Source organism: Desulfosporosinus youngiae DSM 17734 (assembly GCF_000244895.1).
GTDB lineage: Bacteria > Bacillota > Desulfitobacteriia > Desulfitobacteriales > Desulfitobacteriaceae > Desulfosporosinus > Desulfosporosinus youngiae.
The window spans coordinates 64,149-83,056 of record NZ_CM001441.1; the positions used below are offsets into that span (position 1 = coordinate 64,149).

Annotated in this window: 19 protein-coding genes; 17 read left to right on the forward strand and 2 right to left on the reverse strand. The window is 44.4% G+C overall.

Going from position 1 to position 18,908, the window contains the following annotated elements:
- Nucleotides 1-82: 82 nt before the first annotated feature.
- The 7 genes from cphA to DESYODRAFT_RS00355 all read left to right on the forward strand — a co-directional run bounded on the left by cphA (nucleotide 83) and on the right by DESYODRAFT_RS00355 (nucleotide 8,278).
- Nucleotides 83-2,740, forward strand: coding sequence for a cyanophycin synthetase (gene cphA / locus DESYODRAFT_RS00325; protein ID WP_007777965.1), 2,658 nt, complete (start codon nucleotides 83-85; stop codon nucleotides 2,738-2,740).
- Nucleotides 2,741-2,920: 180 nt separating this feature from the next.
- On the forward strand, nucleotides 2,921-3,772 hold the full coding sequence (gene ispE / locus DESYODRAFT_RS00330) for a 4-(cytidine 5'-diphospho)-2-C-methyl-D-erythritol kinase (protein ID WP_007777968.1): 852 nt from the start codon (nucleotides 2,921-2,923) through the stop codon (nucleotides 3,770-3,772).
- Nucleotides 3,773-3,798: 26 nt separating this feature from the next.
- Nucleotides 3,799-4,494, forward strand: a complete 696-nt coding sequence (locus tag DESYODRAFT_RS00335) for a GntR family transcriptional regulator (RefSeq protein WP_042338041.1) — start codon at nucleotides 3,799-3,801, stop codon at nucleotides 4,492-4,494.
- 2 nt (nucleotides 4,495-4,496) lie between these two features.
- Nucleotides 4,497-5,315, forward strand: a complete 819-nt coding sequence (purR, locus tag DESYODRAFT_RS00340; protein WP_007777972.1) for a pur operon repressor — start codon at nucleotides 4,497-4,499, stop codon at nucleotides 5,313-5,315.
- Between the two features lie 125 nt (nucleotides 5,316-5,440).
- A complete protein-coding gene (gene spoVG, locus DESYODRAFT_RS00345) occupies nucleotides 5,441-5,695 on the forward strand; it encodes a septation regulator SpoVG (RefSeq protein ID WP_007777981.1) in 255 nt (84 codons plus the stop codon).
- Between the two features lie 264 nt (nucleotides 5,696-5,959).
- The gene (glmU, locus tag DESYODRAFT_RS00350) at nucleotides 5,960-7,321 is read left to right on the forward strand and encodes a bifunctional UDP-N-acetylglucosamine diphosphorylase/glucosamine-1-phosphate N-acetyltransferase GlmU (RefSeq protein ID WP_007777982.1); all 1,362 of its coding nucleotides are present in this window, start codon (nucleotides 5,960-5,962) and stop codon (nucleotides 7,319-7,321) included.
- 15 nt (nucleotides 7,322-7,336) lie between these two features.
- Nucleotides 7,337-8,278 (forward strand): ribose-phosphate diphosphokinase, encoded by a 942-nt coding sequence (locus tag DESYODRAFT_RS00355; protein ID WP_007777986.1) that lies wholly within the window; start codon nucleotides 7,337-7,339, stop codon nucleotides 8,276-8,278.
- Between the two features lie 17 nt (nucleotides 8,279-8,295).
- Here DESYODRAFT_RS00355 and DESYODRAFT_RS00360 read toward each other — a convergent pair whose 3' ends face one another.
- A complete protein-coding gene (locus tag DESYODRAFT_RS00360) occupies nucleotides 8,296-9,027 on the reverse strand; it encodes a PRC-barrel domain-containing protein (RefSeq protein WP_007777989.1) in 732 nt (243 codons plus the stop codon).
- Nucleotides 9,028-9,124: 97 nt separating this feature from the next.
- Here DESYODRAFT_RS00360 and pth point away from each other — a divergent pair, with 97 nt between their 5' ends.
- The 8 genes from pth (at nucleotide 9,125) to DESYODRAFT_RS00395 (ending at nucleotide 17,642) form a co-directional block, all read left to right on the forward strand.
- On the forward strand, nucleotides 9,125-9,682 hold the full coding sequence (gene pth, locus DESYODRAFT_RS00365) for an aminoacyl-tRNA hydrolase (RefSeq protein ID WP_007777991.1): 558 nt from the start codon (nucleotides 9,125-9,127) through the stop codon (nucleotides 9,680-9,682).
- Between the two features lie 58 nt (nucleotides 9,683-9,740).
- Complete coding sequence (locus DESYODRAFT_RS28555; RefSeq protein ID WP_007777993.1) at nucleotides 9,741-9,917, forward strand: hypothetical protein; 177 nt, start codon at nucleotides 9,741-9,743, stop codon at nucleotides 9,915-9,917.
- Nucleotides 9,918-10,124: 207 nt separating this feature from the next.
- Nucleotides 10,125-13,664: a transcription-repair coupling factor gene (gene mfd, locus DESYODRAFT_RS00370; RefSeq protein WP_007777996.1), complete on the forward strand. Its 3,540-nt coding sequence runs from the start codon at nucleotides 10,125-10,127 to the stop codon at nucleotides 13,662-13,664.
- A 38-nt stretch (nucleotides 13,665-13,702) separates the two neighbouring features.
- On the forward strand, nucleotides 13,703-14,644 hold the full coding sequence (locus tag DESYODRAFT_RS00375) for a peptidylprolyl isomerase (protein WP_042338045.1): 942 nt from the start codon (nucleotides 13,703-13,705) through the stop codon (nucleotides 14,642-14,644).
- Nucleotides 14,645-14,808: 164 nt separating this feature from the next.
- The gene (gene spoVT, locus DESYODRAFT_RS00380; protein WP_007778002.1) at nucleotides 14,809-15,369 is read left to right on the forward strand and encodes a stage V sporulation protein T; all 561 of its coding nucleotides are present in this window, start codon (nucleotides 14,809-14,811) and stop codon (nucleotides 15,367-15,369) included.
- Nucleotides 15,370-15,451: 82 nt separating this feature from the next.
- Nucleotides 15,452-16,906, forward strand: coding sequence for a bifunctional methyltransferase/pyrophosphohydrolase YabN (yabN, locus tag DESYODRAFT_RS00385; RefSeq protein WP_007778005.1), 1,455 nt, complete (start codon nucleotides 15,452-15,454; stop codon nucleotides 16,904-16,906).
- 84 nt (nucleotides 16,907-16,990) lie between these two features.
- Entirely contained in the window at nucleotides 16,991-17,266 is a 276-nt protein-coding gene (locus DESYODRAFT_RS00390; RefSeq protein WP_007778009.1) for an HU family DNA-binding protein, read from the forward strand.
- A 112-nt stretch (nucleotides 17,267-17,378) separates the two neighbouring features.
- Nucleotides 17,379-17,642 carry an RNA-binding S4 domain-containing protein gene (locus DESYODRAFT_RS00395; RefSeq protein ID WP_007778012.1) on the forward strand — a complete coding sequence of 88 codons (264 nt, stop codon included), beginning with the start codon at nucleotides 17,379-17,381 and terminating at the stop codon, nucleotides 17,640-17,642.
- A gap of 1 nt (nucleotide 17,643) precedes the next feature.
- Here DESYODRAFT_RS00395 and DESYODRAFT_RS00400 read toward each other — a convergent pair whose 3' ends face one another.
- Nucleotides 17,644-17,886 carry a hypothetical protein gene (locus DESYODRAFT_RS00400; RefSeq protein ID WP_042338048.1) on the reverse strand — a complete coding sequence of 81 codons (243 nt, stop codon included), beginning with the start codon at nucleotides 17,884-17,886 and terminating at the stop codon, nucleotides 17,644-17,646.
- A gap of 130 nt (nucleotides 17,887-18,016) precedes the next feature.
- Between DESYODRAFT_RS00400 and yabP the strand changes: the two genes are divergently transcribed.
- A complete protein-coding gene (yabP, locus tag DESYODRAFT_RS00405; protein WP_007778015.1) occupies nucleotides 18,017-18,295 on the forward strand; it encodes a sporulation protein YabP in 279 nt (92 codons plus the stop codon).
- A gap of 53 nt (nucleotides 18,296-18,348) precedes the next feature.
- The gene (yabQ, locus tag DESYODRAFT_RS00410; protein ID WP_042338052.1) at nucleotides 18,349-18,855 is read left to right on the forward strand and encodes a spore cortex biosynthesis protein YabQ; all 507 of its coding nucleotides are present in this window, start codon (nucleotides 18,349-18,351) and stop codon (nucleotides 18,853-18,855) included.
- Nucleotides 18,856-18,908: the final 53 nt, after the last annotated feature.

An 18,908-nucleotide genomic window follows, 5' to 3' on the forward strand; every position in this document is an offset into this window, starting at 1 on the left:
AAAAGGGAATACCTAGGGGAAAAAAGGTTTAAACTAGGGGAGGAAAATTATCCATCGCTGCTTAAGGAGGAACAATAACAAAATGGAGATTAGAGAAATCCAAGCAATCGAAGGGGCAAATGTTTACAGCCATCGCCCAATTATTCGAGCGGTTGTGGATCTCCAAGAATGGACGGAACGGTTTACTGATGAACTGGAGGATTTTCGTCATCGACTGGTCGAACATTTGCCGACTCTGCTTGAGCACCATTGCTCAAGGGGTAAGGCAGGCGGATTTCTAGAGAGGTTGCAAGAGGGGACCCTTATTGGACATGTAATTGAACATGTTACTATAGAACTTTTAACTCAAGCGGGACAAACTATTAAATATGGCAAAACCATGGCGATATTGGAAAAACCGGGTTGGTATGAGATTATCTTTAATTACGAAGCTAAAGCAGGCGCAATTGAAGGGTTTAAACAGGGCTTTTCACTGGTAAATACTCTTCTGAACCAAAACTCATTTAATGTATCACAAGCGGTAAACCAGATTAAAAGAGAGATGGCTAAATATGAATTGGGGGTTTCTACACAAGTAATTGTTGAAGCTTGTCTGGAACGGGGGATTCCAGTTCATCGCCTCAATGGGGGGAGCCTATTGCAGTTGGGATATGGCCGAAATCAACGGCGTATCCAGGCAACCGTTACTGATGCGACCTCCAGTATAGGGGTTGATATCGCTTGTGATAAGGAAATGACCAAAAAAATACTTAGCGAGGGTGGGGTGCCCGTCCCTTGTGGACATATTGTTCATACGGAAGAGGAGGCTGTCCAAGCGTTTCTCGAAATGGAGACCGCTGTAGTCATTAAGCCCTTGCACGGAAATCAGGGGAAGGGAGTAACACTTCAGCTTACAAATATTGCTGAGGTTAGAGCTGCCTTTAAACTGGCTCAGAGTTTTGGAGAATGGGTAATCATCGAAGAATATATTGAGGGACAGCATTATCGTTTGGTTGTAGTAGGGGATCGTCTTATTGCTGCAGCCAAGAGGGTCCCGGCTCATGTGATAGGGGATGGCCGATCGACCATTGAAGAATTAGTTGCTCAGACCAATGCTGACCCTCTGCGCGGGGAAGATCATGAGAAGGTCTTAACAAAAATTAAGATTGATTCGGTGGTACTTCTGAACCTGACACTCAAGAATTTAACTCTGGCATACGTTCCTGCCAAAGGGGAAACAGTTTATCTGCGGGACAGTGCTAATCTAAGTACGGGGGGAATCGCCGAGGATGTAACGGATCTCGTACATCCTGATAATGTTGAATTAGCGGTTTATGCCTCCAAGCTGATTGGGTTGGATGTGGCAGGCATCGATTTAGTGATCGAGGACATTGAGGCCTCCTACCGGGAGCGAAGTGGTCATATCATTGAAGTCAACGCGGCCCCAGGTATTCGTATGCATCATTTCCCCAGTAAAGGAAAGGCAAGAAATGTGGGTAAGGCAATAGTAGAACAGGTGATACCTTCCGGAAATGGACGGATCCCGATTGTTGCTGTCAGTGGCACAAATGGCAAAACAACAACCACTCGTATGATCAGCAAATTGCTTACAGATCAACAGCTTTTAGTGGGGATGACATCGACAGATGGGATATATATTAATAAAAAAATGTGGATTAAAGGGGATATGACCGGACCGGAGAGTGCGAAGGCTGTCCTGAGACACCCACAAGTTCAAGTAGCTGTTCTGGAAACGGCAAGGGGTGGAATATTACGGTCCGGCTTAGGGTATGATTATGCGGATGTGGCGGTTATTACGAATGTTTCAAAAGACCATTTAGGTCAATATGGAATAGAGACGCTTGAAGATATTGCGCATGTGAAAAGCCTTATTGCAGAGGTAGTCAAGCCCCATAGCTATGTGGTACTGAATGCTGATGATCCTCATGTTGTTCAGATGGCCGAACGTACACAAGGAAGAGTTATCTTTTTTAGTACAGAGAAAGATAATATTCATATTCGCAGACACTTAGGGAAAGGCGGAACAGCGGTCTTTGTGCGAAGGGGCATGATCCTGCTTTGTCAAGGGTCTCAAACCTTTCGGATATGCTCTGTAAAACAGATTCCCGTGACGTGGGATGGCAAAGCCAAACATAATATTCAAAATGCCCTGGCAGCCATCGCCTCAGGATGGGCATTGGGGATAAGCACGACAGCCATACGGAATTCACTTCAGGAATTCTCTTCCGATGCGGAACATAATCGCGGACGACTCAATTTATATGAAGTCAGCGGGGTGAAAGTGTTCGTTGACTATGGTCATAATGCGGCGGGAATTCAAGAGATTACTAACACACTCAAACACTTTAAAAAGAAATCCCTTGTCGGATGCATTACTGTACCAGGGGACCGGCCGGATGAGACCGTGCGTGAAGTCGGGCGGATTGCGGCAAAAGGATTTCAGCGTTTAATTATTCGAGAGGATAATGATTTAAGGGGACGAAAGCCTGGGGAGGTTGCACAGCTTATCTATGATGAGGCGATACTTAGTGGCATGGACCCTAAGATGATAACCATCGTACTGCCGGAAATAGAAGCTTTTTGTGCAGGACTTGACAGCTGTGTTCCAGGAGATACGTTTGTCATGTTTTATGAGCACTTGGAACCGATAGAAGAAGAAATTCGAAAGAGAATGGAATTAGAAAAAGCCTTGTCCTATGTAGCCGCTCAGAGTGATTGGGTTGTTGGCGGGGAATTTTGAACGTTAGGAACAGACATAGAAAGAAGATTTTTAATGTCAGGAGGGGCGGGGATTATCTTCGCCCCTATCGGTTTGCTGATTTATAGCTGAGATTTTACATCGAGAAATGCTGGAACTCCAACCTAAAAATATGTATAATGAAAGGAAATACTGTGGCAATGTTCGGAAGAGGTAGTGAAAATGGAAGAGTCTTTTCTCACAACGTTCGCAAATGCTAAGATTAATCTGGCCTTAGCTGTTCAAGGAATTCGAGAAGATGGGTACCATGAGCTTCAAAGTGTCATGCAATCAATCGATTTACATGATATTGTTCGAGTTCGTCGTCATGGGGAAGAGGTTGTATGTCGTTGCGGAGCATTAAGTGGTTCGGATAACTTAGCCTATAAGGCAGCCCTGGAGTTTTTAGAACAATGTGGATTAGCAAGAGGAATTGAAATTGAGATCGAAAAGCATATTCCCATTCAGGCCGGATTAGCAGGAGGAAGCACGGATGCTGCTGCAACTCTTCGTTTATTAAATCAGCTTTATGGAGAACCTTTAAGTACGGAAGAACTTCTTACCCTGGCGGCCGGATGTGGAGCAGATGTGGCTTTTTGTCTTCAAGGCGGAACGATGTGGGCGACCGGACGGGGTGAGAGACTTGAACGATTGCCGGCTGCTCCGAAATTGGACCTTGTCTTGGTTAAGCCTGATACTGGAGTGAACACGGGAGAAGCTTACCGCCGGTTTGATTCAGTTGGGCAGACGGGGCGTTTAATAAGAGCGGATTGGGAAAAGGCCTTAACAGGGGACTCGGCACTGCAAATTGCAGAGCTGCTGTATAATAATCTTGAGCCGGCCTCGGTTCAGTTGGTTCCGCATATCCTAGACTATAAACAACACTTGCTTGAGGCAGGGTGTTATGGAGCCTTGATGTCTGGCAGCGGCTCTAGTGTATTTGGAGTTGCCAAGGGAAAGCAACACGCCATGCAGGTGGCAGAAACGTTGAGAAAAAAGGGTTTAAACTATGTTTGGGCAACAACGACTATTTAATAATACGATTGAAAGGGGATAGTTTGGTGGGGAAACGATTGCTGCCGGTTATACTCGACGGTTACAAGCCTTTGCGGGAGATTGTTTTTGAGTCTATGCGTGAGGCAATTTTAAGTGGGGTTCTCGAACCAGGAGAGCGGTTGATGGAAATTCAGCTGGCTGAAGAAATGGGGGTTAGCCGAACCCCTGTACGTGAAGCAATCAGGAAATTGGAACTCGAGAATTTTGTGGTTATGATTCCTCGTAAAGGAGCTTATGTTGCTGGTGTTTCCTCAAAAGATGTGGCAGATGTATTTGAGATTCGTTCAGCACTTGAGGGATTAGCTGCAGGACTGGCAGCAGAGCGTATTACAGAGGATGAATTGGAACAGATGGAACGGGTATTGTTCTATAGAGCTAACGAGGGAGAAATGGATCTGGAGCAAATTGTGAAGACTGACACGGATTTTCATGCTTTAGTCTATAGTGCCAGCCGGAATGAGCGTCTAATTCAAATCCTGGCTAATTTACGGGAACAGATTCAACGTTTTAGAGCAACCTCATTAGCTGTTCCAGGGCGAAATAAACTTGCTCTTGAAGAGCACCGTATGATTGTTGAAGCGTTAAGAAGGCATGACAGCGAGGAAGCTCAGGCTTTAGCAATGGCACATATTGTTACAGCCGAGAATGTCATGTTTGATGTGCTTAGTATTAAGAATGATCCGAACAAGGTGGATAAATGATTGTGGAGAAGATGAAACGAGCGGAACGGATGGTGGCTATCACCCAGGTGTTGATGTTAAAGCCCAATGTCCTGACCCCTTTAACCATATTTGCTGAGCAGTTTCGGACGGCTAAATCCACAATAAGTGAGGATCTGATGGCAGTCAAGGCCAGTCTTTTGCTGTCAGGTCATGGTCATCTCGAAACCATTTCCGGAGCGGCCGGAGGAGTGCGTTACATTCCGGAAATATCGAAAGATGAAGCTTCGCAAGTACTGAGCAGCTTGGCTGAACGTCTGAACGATAAAGAGAGAATTCTGGCCGGAGGCTTTCTTTATATGACCGACATCTTGTTTGATCCCTCAGTTTTACGTCCGCTAGGCTTAATTTTCGCCGGCGCATTCCGGGATAAGAAGCCTGATGTCGTGGTTACCATTGAAACGAAAGGAATTCCTCTTGCTCTTGTTACAGCAGAGGCTTTAGGAGTACCTATGGTTGTTATCCGCAGCGGCAATAAAGTAACAGAGGGCTCTTCTGTCAGTATAAATTATGTTTCCGGATCATCCCGGCGTATCCAAACTATGTCCCTTTCTCGAAGGGCGTTAGAACCACAGCAGCGCGTCCTTGTTATTGACGATTTCATGAAAGCCGGCGGAACAGCCTTAGGAATCAAGACATTGATGGAAGAGTTTGAAGCGGACGTCGTCGGCATTGGGATTCTGGTAGAATCCCAAATTACTGCGGAGCCTAAGCTTGTTGAAGGGTACTTATCTCTTTTACAGCTGAAGGAATTGAATCAGCACTCAGGAAAAACATCGGTTGTACCTGTATTTAGTTACTGAGAATTACCCTATAGAATAATTTTATTAAGTTAATAGAAATTTTCCTAAATTTCAGGCAGGATTTTTTTACCATACAGAGAATATTATTATGAACAGGCCCGGAAAAGGAAGGGTGGTGATTCATAATGAATATTACCGATGTGCGGGTTCGGAAGATTAATACTGAAGGAAAGATGAAAGCAGTCGTCTCGGTAACCTTTGATAATGCTTTCGTTGTCCATGATGTTAAAGTCGTTGAAGGTATGAATGGTATTTTTGTCGCCATGCCCAGCCGTAAAACTCCTGAAGGGGAATTTCGTGATATCGCCCACCCCATTTCTGCTGTGGCACGGGAAGTGATTCAAACTGCTGTTTTAAAAGCTTATCAAGAAGCCATTTGACATGCTGATTTTAGATATTTAGACATGTGGAAGGGGACCTTGCAGTTAGGTCCCCTTCCACATGTCTAAATCTTACTTCTTAATACATTTTTATGAGAAAAAAGGATTCTTGCCTAATTTGGCGAATAAACAACTTTTGGGGTAATAAACTATGGATGACTGTAGATAGAGAAGTCTTAGTTGCACTTATGCTATCTGAAAGTTATACTTTACGGGTATATAAAATAAGTAGAGGTTAAACTAAAGCTGGAGGCGAATTAGATTATGTCTAATTTGGTAGCTGTGATCATGGCGGCAGGTAAAGGTACAAGAATGAAATCTAAGTTACCCAAAGTCATGCATTCATTAGCTGGGAAAACTCTCATTGAACATGTCTTAGATATGGTTGACCATGCTGGGATTGAACGTTCTCTGGTTATTGTAGGGCATGGACGGGAGAATATTGAAGCCTGTATTAACAAGCGAGCGGAGATGGTCGTTCAGACGGAACAGCTCGGTACAGGGCATGCTGTCAGGCAAGCCATACCTTACTTGGATGACAATCAGACCATTCTTGTTTTAAGTGGAGATCAGCCGCTGCTCAGATCTGAGACCATAGAAGCCCTTATTGAATTGCACCAGGCGCAAAAGGCCAGCGCTACAGTTTTAACAGCCTATATGGAACAGCCATTTGGTTACGGTCGGATAATTAAAGAAGGTGAGAACCTTGTTAAAATTGTTGAAGAAAAAGATGCAACCTCTGCGGAACGAAACATTAAGGAAGTCAACACTGGGACATACTGTTTTAGAGGGCTTGCACTCAAAGAGGCTTTGACAAAAATTACAACTCAAAACGCACAAGGGGAATACTACTTAACGGAAGTCTTTGATATTTTACTTAAGCATGAGAAAAAAGTATTGACTTATTGCACTCCGAATTCTCACGAAGCGTTGGGCATAAATAGCCGGGGTCAATTAGCTGAGGCTGAAGGGATTATTCACAAACGCATTCTTGAGCACTGGATGGCGGAAGGAGTTACGATTGTAGATCCTGCCTCAACCTTTATCGATGCAGACGTAGAATTGGCCCAAGATGTTACGTTATTGCCGTTTACGCGCTTATTGGGGAAAACCCGGATTGAAGAGGATGCTGTGATCGGTCCTCAGACGAGTATTGAGAATTGTACAGTAGGACGCGGCGCGGAGGTGTTTAATAGCGTCGCCAGAGATGCGGTGATTGGAGAACGCTGTCATATTGGTCCGTTCAGCTATCTGCGTCCGGGGACAAGACTGGAAGCGGAAGTAAAAGTAGGAGACTTTGTGGAAATCAAAAATAGTTGGATTGAAACGGGGGCAAAAGTACCCCATTTGAGCTATATTGGAGATACACACGTTGGAAAATCTGCGAATATTGGGGCAGGTACTATTACCTGTAACTATGACGGGACAAAAAAACATCCTACAAAAATCGGTGACCATGCCTTCATCGGCAGTAATACAAATTTAGTTGCTCCCCTGGAAGTGGGGGACTATGCCGTTACGGGTGCAGGGTCTACCCTTACGAAGAATGTTCCGGCAAGAGCCTTAGCAGTTGAACGGAGCCAACAGGTGGTCAAAGAAAATTGGCAGCGCGAAAAGATGAAATAGGGGGCAAAAAGAGGCATGGCGGCAAAAGAATTTAAGATTTTTTGTGGGAATGCTAATCGGCCATTAGCACTAGAAATCGTAGACTATTTAGGGGTACCGCTTGGTGAAGCAAAGCTAAAACGTTTCCAGGATGGGGAGACATGTCTGGCCATTGATGAAAGTGTTCGAGGGGCAGATATTTATGTTGTTCAGCCAACTTGCCATCCAACCAATGATACCATCATGGAATTACTGATCATGATTGATGCGATTCGCAGGGCTTCAGCGCGTCGTATTACCGCTGTGATGCCCTACTATGGTTATGCCCGTCAAGAGCGTAAGACAAGGGCTCGTGACCCGATTACAGCGAAATTAATGGCAAACTTAATAACGACGGCAGGGGCGGACCGCGTAGTAACCATGGACCTGCACGCTCCGGCAATTCAAGGATTCTTTGATATTCCACTGGATCATTTGCCCGGTGTTCCCATTCTGGCAGAATATTTCAGGGAAAAAGGACTTGAAAATCTCTGTGTTGTTTCTCCGGATTTAGGTGGAGTTACACGAGCCAGAGACCTCGCGGAACGGATTGGAGCTACCCTTGCTATTATCGATAAGCGGCGTCCGGAAGCCAACGTTTCGGAAATTATGCATGTTATCGGTGAACTGAAAGGGAAGACCGTGATCATGATCGATGACATCATCGATACAGCGGGAACCATTACTCAGGGGGCCCAAGCCCTTGTTGATCGGGGGGCTAAGGAAGTATACGCATGTTGTACGCACCCTGTATTATCTGGTCCGGCGATCCAACGTTTGGAGAAATCAGTTATTCGGGAACTCGTTATTACGAATACGATTCCTTTAGGCCCGGAGAAAGTGATTCCTCAGATCAAGGTATTGTCCGTAGCTCCGCTTTTAGGTGAAGCTATTGTCCGCATTCACGAGGATCTTTCGGTCAGTAAACTCTTTAGTTAAAAAGACCCCCCTGGGTATTACCCCTGGGGGTTTTTGGTTGTAGGTATTTCCGGGATAGTTTCCTCAGGTGACAGAATTGTTTCGGTTTCAGTTTCTGGAAAGATAACAGGTGGTTTATCCTGTACGGCTTGGGAAGTAGGCTTTATTCTATCTTTTTTAAAGTAGCTGCTGATGGTGTGGGTCGTTTCTGAAGCCAGATGAGACGTGGTGTGGATCAGATTTTTAAAGGATTCACTAAGTCCTTTATCAGATACGGTTAGAGAATTCTCACTTCCTTTTTGGGTCACGATAACATCATGCCCGATAGTCGTAACGTATTCTGCAGAAATCCACGCCTTGCCATTGAGAAATCCCTCGAGCTTACCGCCCGAAATCTCGATCTGGGTTATTTCACCGGTACTTGGGTCAACATAGTATTCGTCAGCGGTTCCTAGGGTTTTGCCTGTTTCTGTGACCATCTTTGTGCCGATGATGGTCAGTTTTTCTTTGACTAATTCTAATAATTCGGGAAGACTAGAGGTTTTTTCAACGTGAGATTCTTTGCCGATAGTGATTGCGTCATCGCCAACGCTGACGACTTTAGAGTAGGGGATAATTCGTTGGTCCTTAAAAAAGCCCTTAGGGTCTACCACGATCGCAGCCAGAGACTTGGTTGAGGCATTTAAAATTAAGTTCTTTACATAGCCAATTTGCTGTCCTTCTTGAAGGGAAATGATTGGTAATGACAAAAATTTTCGGCTGGGTTTCATAATTCACCCCCTTTATTGGTGATGCTTGGTTTCTTATTCTTTGTTCTTAATGATTGTATTCATAGTAAGGGATGAATATGCTTTGGAGGAGATTAGAATGAAGGTTATTGTTGGTCTTGGCAATCCTGGGTCTCAATACTCCGAGACGCGCCATAATGTGGGCTTCTTACTGGTAGATCTTCTGGCAGAGGTTCATAAGCTGCAATTTCGCTCTAAGTTTCAGGGATTACTGGCTGATGGTTATGTAGAAGGAGAACGGCTGCTTCTGTTAAAGCCCCAAACATTCATGAATTTGAGCGGACGTTCAGTCATTGAGCTCATTCACTTTTACAAAGTTGCTCAAGAGAATATCTTGATCGTTCAAGATGATATGGATTTACCCCTTGGCAAACTTCGCCTTCGGGATCAGGGCGGCTCCGGCGGACATAATGGGATCAAATCCATTCAGGCTGAATTGGGATCCGAAAAAATATGGCGGCTGAAAATGGGGGTTGGCCGTCCGCCGAAGGATTGGGACTCAGCACGCTATGTATTAGCTCCCTTCGCCGAAGGAGAGCTTGAATTGTTGGATGGGGCATTAGAGCGTGCGGAAAAGGCTGTCTACCTATGGATTAAAGGGGAAACTGAGCGGGCCATGAATTTATACCATCGTTGAGCTGAGTATAAGCTTCTATGCTTGGGGTAATTCTACTAGCATGGGAGGTTATGGCGAGATGAAGATATTTAAGGTGTGTCATGCTTGTGATCGTATTATTGGAGAGATTGAGTTAGATGACTTGACCAGTCAGAATTCGGACCCTATAATGGATATCGTTGGAAATGTTGCCTATGCACTCTGCACAAACTGTTTGCATGAGATGGAAACAAAACCTCGTATTATTTATCATTAATAAAGGCCTTGCGACCAGTTTTAAGGGTATCGGCGACTAGGCGAGAAAAATAAAGATGAACGCCGCTGTGACCCTTATTTTGGGTATTAGGAGTTGGCAAATGGGGGTCCTAAACGGGCGTTCATCTTTTTGTAATACTATCAGAAAGCATTCCTGAGTCAGATACTTGCTAAGGGTGCCAGTTAAGTTTTCTATATACCCGAAAGGATGGACATTTTGAATATTCACAGTTACCTTCGACGGGGGCTCGATATTAAGGAGATTAATCAGTCCTTAAATCAAGGAGAATGGCCCCAAATGATTTATGATTTGACAGGAAGTCAAAAGGCCGCTTTTGTCTCTCAGCTTTTTCAGACGTCTAAACCGGGCTTAATCCTGACCTATTCGGAGGAGCAGGCTCAAAAGTGGACAAATGACTTGCGGACATGGTGTACGGATCAAACCATTCTGCATCTGCCAATGACAGAATGGCTTCCTTTTGAGATATTGGGCAGAAGCAAGGAGACAACATCTGAACGAGTTCGTGTTTTAAACCAACTGGCCCACAACCGGAAATGTACCGTAGTGGCTTCGGTGCTGGCTGTTGAACGACGTCTATTCCCGTCCAAACGCTGGAAAGAGTTTTCATTGACCTTTGAGATAGGGCAAAGGCATAACTTGTCCGAAGTTCTTTCGTTGTTAACCACCGGAGGGTATGAACGGGTTGAGACGGCTGAAGGTCAGGGTCAGTTCGCTTTAAGAGGAGGGATCTTAGATATTGCCCCTCTGGATGGAGAAGCGGTAAGGATTGAGTTTTTCGACGATGAAGTCGATTCGATTCGGACCTTCGATCTGGGAACCCAGAAATCCACTAGTTCCCTGAACCAGGTATTGGTTTCCCCTGCTATGGAATATATCATAACCAAGGAAGAGTTAAGAGAACTTCGTTTTGCCATTCAAGCAGAGGCTCGTAAAATGACCGGACGTCTTCAACGTTCCGGGAAAAATGATTCTGCAGAACGTTTGCAAAATAAGGTTAATTTTTTAGCAGAGCGATTAGACCAGGGAATTTTGGACGAAAATGTATATCCCTTTTTAAGCCTTGCAAATATTCCGCTCGTACCCTTTTTCTCATACCTAACGGATGAGCATTTTGTTATTTTAGATGAGCCTCTGCGCTTAAAAGAGCAACTGGAATTTCAGTCCAATGAACGTTTGTTGGATTTCACAGGACAATTGGAGCGGGGTGAAGGGTTTGTTCATCCGGAGTCACAGTTTATCACCTACGATGAGCTATTAAGGTATAAAGGGCAACATCCCTTAATCGGTCTTTCCAGTTTATTGAGGCAGGCTCCTGGGCTCTCTCCGAAGCGGATCTTTAACCTAAACGCCCGCCCATTAACGGGCTTCATGGGAAAAACAAGTAAATTGGTAGACGAGATTGTGCATCGTAAGGATGCAGGGAATGTGGTAGCGCTTTTTGTTGGTGACGAGGATCATGCCCTGCGCCTAATTCAGGGCTTAAAGGATCGCGGGGTGGCGGCATCTCGTAAAGCACTTGAGGATCCTATTGAGGAAGGGCATGTTTATATCTATCCCTATTCCCTTGATCAGGGCTTTGAGTTGCCCCTTGGCAAATTAGTTATTCTCACAGAAACTGAGATTTACAAACGAGAGAGCAAAGCGGTCAGCAAGAAACCCAACACACCTGTCAAAAAGAATGTCTTTATCTCCGACCTCAAGGAAGGGGATCATGTTGTACATGTTCACCATGGGATTGGTCAATTTACCGGCATTGAACGTCTGGAAGTAGGCGGTATCGCTAAGGACTATTTTGGGATCCGCTATGCTGGGGAAGACCGGCTCTATGTTCCGCTGGATCAACTGCATCTCCTGCAAAAGTATTTAGGAAGCGCCGGGGAAACCCTGCCTAAACTCTACAAACTTGGCGGATCCGAGTGGCACAAAGTAAAAAAGAAAACTCGCAGTGCTGTCAAGGAAATGGCTATTGATTTGCTCAAACTGTATGCGCAGAGAGAGTCTGTCAAAGGGCACTCTTTTTCTCAAGATAATGTGTGGCAAACTGAGTTTGAGGAGAAATTCCCTTATATAGAGACTCCGGATCAGCTGCAGAGTATTGCGGATGTGAAATCAGATATGATGCGTCCGCGTCCTATGGATCGCTTGCTCTGTGGAGATGTGGGATATGGCAAAACTGAGGTTGCACTTCGGGCAGCCTTTAAAGCTGTGATGGATAGTAAGCAGGTAGCGGTCCTCGTTCCAACCACTATTTTGGCACAGCAGCATTTTAATACCTTCAAAGAGCGGTTTACGGGGTATCCGATTACCATCGAAATGTTGAGCCGCTTCCGCTCCCAGAAGGAGCAAAAGGAAATAATCCAGGGTCTGAAAGAAGGCCGGATTGATGTCATAGTTGGTACACATCGTATTCTTTCTGAGGCAGTCAAATTCAATGATTTAGGACTATTAGTGATAGACGAAGAGCAGAGGTTCGGGGTTGCCCACAAGGAAAAACTAAAAACCTTAAAAGGTAATGTTGATGTACTGACTCTGTCCGCAACTCCGATCCCGAGAACCTTACACATGTCGCTGGTGGGTGTTCGGGATATGAGTGTCATTGAGACTCCGCCGGAAGGACGTTATCCTGTGCAAACATACGTTACTGAATTTAGGGCGGATGTGGTCCGGGAGGCAATACGGCGTGAGATTCAACGTGGAGGACAAGTGTTTTATGTGCATAACCGGGTAGAGGACATGGATCAGGTTACCCATTTCTTAAATGAATTGGTTCCCGAAGCGAAGTTTGGGGTTGCCCACGGGCAAATGCGTGAGAGAGATCTGGAACGAGTCATGCTTGCTTTTCTTGAACATGAGATGGATGTCTTAGTATCCACCACGATTATCGAAACGGGGTTGGATATGCCAAATGCTAATACGCTGATTATTGATGAGGCTGATCGCTTTGGGTTGTCTCAACTTTATCAATTGCGTGGCCGCGTAGGGAGGTCCAATCGTAAAGCGTATACCTATCTGTTGTATAAGCCGCAAAAAGTCCTCACGGAAGTTGCCGAAAAACGCTTGGCAGCTATTCGGGAGTTCACAGAATTTGGGGCAGGATTTAAAATTGCAATGCGGGATTTAGAGATTCGTGGTGCCGGAAATTTAATCGGGGCGCAGCAGCACGGTCATTTGGCTGCAGTAGGATTTGAAATGTACAGTCAGATGCTTAAGGAAGCGGTTCAGGAGCTTAAGGGAGAAACGATCGAAGAGGTCGTTGAGCCGAGTATTGAACTCCAAGTTGATGCCTTCCTGCCGGATGATTATGTTGCTGATAGACAGACCAAGGCCACTTTATACCAACGGCTGGCTATGGTGCGCAACGAGGATCAACTCAGTGAAATGTTGGATGAACTGGTGGACCGTTTTGGAACTCCGCCGCGGGAGGTTGAGCAGCTTGTTGAGATTATTCGAATTAAGTTACTCGCAAGTTCGTTGAAAATTGAACAAATTCAACAAGCCAAACAATATGTGAATCTTCGCTTTTTGTCAGATATCGGTTACCTTACGGGAGAGAATTTGATGTCCATAGCAACCGCTTCTCCCTATCCACTGTCATTTAAGACGATGCCGAATGGAAATTTAGAATGCAGAATTCGTATCCGTACCCTTGGTCAAGAGGCGGCCATCGAGGCGGCCCGACGAGTGCTTACGACATTTAACGACATTGCTTCAAGGACAACTCCTTGATATACTATTCTCATGTCAAATTGAAAGGGTGTGTCAATATGAAAAAGCCCCGCGTGGGATTTGTTTTTGGAGTCCTGGCGTTGATGATTATGACCACGGGATGTTCTTCGCTGGTTGGCGGTAAATGGGCGGTTAAAGTTAACGAAACTCCAATTCTGGTTAAGGATTATGATGTCCGAGTCAGCGAAGCTCAAAAAGTCTATGAAAAACAGGGTATGAAATTTGATACTGACCAAGGGAAAGAGGCACTGCCTCAGATTAAAAGTATGTTATTAGAGCGAATGATTGAAGGAGAACTTATTGCTCAGGAAGTTAAGAACCTTTCTCTTAATTCGGAGGATGCAAAAGTAAAAGAGCAAGAAGAGATTATTAAGAAAAATATGGGGAACGAAGCGACATTTCAAGACACCCTAAAACAACAGGGTATGACGGAACCTGAATTAAGAAATTTTTTAATGGTTTATGAAAAGGTTACGGGTGATGTCAATGTGAATGAAACAGAGGTCAAGGCTTTTTTTGATAAAAATATTTCGTATTATAGTCAGCCCGAAAGTGTAAAAGCACGGCATATTCTTGTTAAAACTGAGGATGAAGCAAAAGCAATCATTGCTCAACTTAGCGCCGGAGCTGATTTCGAACAGCTTGCTAAAGAAAAATCCATTGAACCGGGGGCAAAGGAGTCCGGAGGGGATCTGGGAACGTTTACCAAGGGCAGAATGGTTCCAGAGTTTGAAGCGGCGGCCTTCGCCCAAAAAGTGGGTACGTTTTCGACGGCACCTGTAAAGACGGAATTTGGTTATCATGTCATCAAGGTTGAAGAGCATACCGTTGCGGCTGCACCAGAGTATGCTAAAGTCCAAGGTCAAGTTGGGCAGGACGCTTTAAATCAGGCCAAAGACGCGAAGTTTCAAACGTATTTTGATGAACTTCGTAAAAATGCAAAAATAGAGTATTCTCAAGGATATAAGCCTGCGAGTTAATAAATCGGGCAGAAGAAGGCATAAAAAAATGCCTTCTTCTTTTTTACATTGGAAAATAATGAATAATTGGCAATCCCTAGATATATACTATCATTGAATTTAAGCTAGCGAAAAGGACAAAGAATAAATGATTTTTTGGAGCGGCAAAGGAGGAATGTGCACCTATGAAAGCAACTGGTATTGTAAGAAGGATTGATGACCTCGGTCGTGTTGTTATTCCAAAAGAAATTCGTCGGACACTTCGTATTCGAGAAGGAGATCCGCTGGAAATTTTCGTCGATCGGGAAGGAGAAGTCATATTAAAGAAGTATTCTCCCATTCGTGAATTAGGGGAATTCGCTAAGGAATATGCGGATTCGTTATTCGAGGCTACGGGTCATATCACATGTATCGCTGACCGGGATACGATTATCGCAGTGGCTGGAGCATCAAAAAAAGAATATCTGAATAAAGCAATAGGGCCGGCCGTTGAACAAGCCATGGAAGAACGAAAAACCATTCATATTGGTTCAGCCGGGGAACATACCACTTGCAAAACTTGCCTCGAAAATGAAGATGAAGATTGCAAGTTCACCAGTGAAGTTGTTGCGCCGATTATTACCCAAGGAGATCCAATAGGTGCGGTAATCCTTATGTCGAAAGATCCTAACATGAAGATGGGAGATTTAGAGGTTAAGTTAGTTGAGACAGCTGCTGCGTTCTTGGCCAAGCAGATGGAACAATAATATGAGCTACATAATAAAGCGGTTCGCCGCTTTATTTTTTTAATTCAGCAATTTGTGGTAAAATACCTTAGGAGGTGAAAAAATGTCTTCCTGTCTTCATGTTATCGGATTGGGTCCGGCCGGTCTTAATCAATTAACTCTCGGAGACTACCGCCTTATATGTAATGCAGACAAGGTTTTTGCGCGTACGGCTCAGCACCCATGTATTGAGGATTTAAAGGCTGAGGGAATATGTGTAGAGTCATTCGATGAAATCTATGCAGTTGAAACTTCGTTTGAGGCAGTTTATGAAAGAATTACGGAGAAGCTGCGCCAAGAATTGCAGAAGAACTCTGTGGTGATTTATACAGTGCCTGGGCATCCTATGGTTGCGGAAAAGACGGTACAACTGATTGGGGAAAGGCTTACCCAAGACTATAAGGTCATTATCCATCCGGCCATGAGCTTTGTGGACGAGATTTTTAGAGTCCTAAAATTCGACCCGATTGAGGGAGTACTGATAAAAAATTACGATGGACTTAAAGACGCTGCACTGACGGGGCAGGAATGGCTGGTTATTCCTCAAGTGTATGATAAATTAATTGCCTCTGAGGTTAAATTAGACCTTATGAATGCCTATACGGATGAGGCAGAGGTCTACGTAGTCCAAGCGCTGGGAACCGCCTTAGAACAAGTGGACAAGCTTCCGCTTTACCAAATGGATCATGGGAAATTTGATCATCTCACAACGATTGTCATACCGCCAAATACGGAGGTCATCTCTTTTTACAAGTTAGCTGACATTATGAGAACGTTGCGTTCAGAGGGAGGGTGTGCATGGGATAGAGAACAGACACATGATACATTAAAAAAATATTTGATTGAAGAAACTTATGAAGTTCTTGAAGCAATTGAAGAAAAAGATATGTATAATTTATGTGAAGAGTTGGGAGACTTATTACTGCAAGTAGTATTTCATGCTCAGGTTGCTTCAGAGGCGAGTGAGTTCGAAATCCGAGATGTTCTTCGAGGAGTTATTCAAAAAATGATTCGCCGGCATCCTCATGTTTTCGGCGAAGAGAAGGCTGAAACGGCAGATGATGTCATTTTAACCTGGGATAGAATCAAGCTTAAAGAGAAGGAGAACAATAGGCAGCCGGACTTATTTAATGACCCCAAGGGTTTGCCGGCCCTTATGCTGGCCTCTTCGACTCAACGCAAGGTGGCTAAGGTAGGATTTGATTGGCCGGATCTGAAGGGTCCCTGGAGTAAGGTTCTGGAGGAATTGCATGAGCTGGAAAGTGCAATGGCTGAGGGAGCTGGAATCCGGGAAGAGCTAGGGGATTTGTTGTTTGCCATAGTCAACTTATCCAGGTTCTTAGAACTCGATCCTGAAGAAGTTCTCAGGGATACTGTACATAAGTTTCAAAACCGTTTTCTGAAAATGGTTGAGTTGAGTGGAAAGAAAGGTTCGGATTTTGAGAATCTTTCGCTCGGTGAAATGGATATTTTTTGGGAAAAAGCAAAATCCCAAGAAAAAAGTGGTAATCAGGTATAATATACTCTAAAAAAAGCAGGAGATTGGCCATTTATCGCGAAATATACTTTACGTAGTAGATCAGTTATTTAGGAGGGACTCATTTTGAATAAGGCTGAATTAGTTAGCGCGGTTGCGGAGAAGGCTGACATGTCCAAGAAGGATGCAGAAAAGGCAGTAAAAGCTGTTTTTGAAGTGATTGAGGAATCGTTGGCACAAAGTGAAAAAGTCCAACTGGTAGGTTTTGGAACCTTTGAAGTCAAAGAACGTGCTGCGCGGACCGGAAGAAATCCACAAACTAAGGAAGAAATCCAAATTCCAGCAGCGAAGGTACCTGGATTTAAAGCAGGTAAAGCTCTCAAGGACGCAGTGCAAAAATGAGTCTTCGGACCGGTGATAAATCAGGTTCCAGGTGCTTTCTGGAACCTGATTTTGTATATCCGCACTGGATCTGTTCGCGAATATAGTTTATTTAAGAGGAAGCAGGGCCTATATGCGTATTGATAAATATCTGAAAGTATCTCGGCTTATAAAGCGGCGAACCGTTGCTAAAGATGTTTGTGTTGGAGAGAAGATCTCAATTAACGGAAAAACAGTTAAACCTTCAGCAGAAGTTAAAATAGGGGACCGTATCACTTTGGAATTTGCAAATCGGGTGATTGAGGTTCGGGTGCTGTCAACTCCAAATAGTGTTAAAGCCAACGAAGCACAGGCACTTTACGAAACGATTCGTGATGAACGAAGGACAGAGTCTTAATTTAAGACTCTGTCTTTTTATATATCAGACTACCATGCTGCTGTGCAGCACCACTGATGAATGAAAATAGGTCTCTCGGGTCGGGCGGCTTCTCCCACATCCGTTCACTCAGCACTCCGAGGCTCGCCCACTCACCGGCGCGGGACTCCGCCAAACCTCTGGGTAGTACCTGATGTGAACCCGTGGCTACGTTTCCCCGCACCGGTTTGTGGGCTTTTATCACCTCTCCATGCGATGAGTTCACTCCTGTGGGAGAAGCCGCCTGACTTTGAGGTCTACACGCTCCCGGAGTAGATTAGATAAATGAATCCTAGTCTAAAGGACGGGGTCTGTGAATAGGGTTATAAGAAGAAAAAGAGTTAGGGGGATGGGGCATGGTTGACAAAGTTCCCAAAGGACATCGCCTTGTCATGGAAAATCGAGAACTTATCGAATTGACAGGGGTTCGAAAAGTTCAGTCCTTTGACCCCAAGGAAATTGTCCTTGAAACTGAACTTGGGATATTAAGTGTCAAAGGGGAGCAGTTAGGCATAAAGTTGCTCAATCTTGAGGAGGGGTTAGTGGATTTACAAGGCTTTGTCGCTGCGTTAGTTTATCATCGAAATTCCGGCGATGCTTCACGCCGGGGATTTTTGAACAGAGTATTCCGTTAAGAATAAGGATTCCTCCATAGCATGAAGAGGGAAAAAAGAAAGGAGGAATAACAATCTCAGAATTTGAGACTTTTTTTTGGATAATCACTGGGGGAGCAGCAGTTGGATTGGTTTTTGACTTTTACCGCTCATTTCGAAAATGGCTAAACTGGGGACGAATCTTGACGTTTGGCGGGGATGTATTATTTTCTTTGGTTGCTATGGGTATTCTTTTTTGCTTTTTTGAAAGAGCAAATGCTCTGGACTTTCGTTTTTATATTATTTGGGGCAGCTTGTTAGGTCTGGCACTATATCTAAGATTATTGAGTCGTTTTTCTCTACGATGCTTTAACGGTTTCTATAGATTGATATCCTTTCTGGCAAATCTTATCCACAGAGCCATCATGATTCCGGTCAGGGCTTTGGTACTTATCATGAGACCTCCGTATGCGATGTTACGGTGGTTAAGCATGCTTCTCTATCGGATCGGAGAGATTATTCTTGTTGAGCGGATTATGCGTATTAACAGGAGGTTGAGAGAGTGGTGGAAGGGGTTCTTACCCCCCAGAATAAATCACTAAAATTTACCAGGGGGCTTGATTCCTGAATAGTGAGTGGCTATAATGGAGTTAAT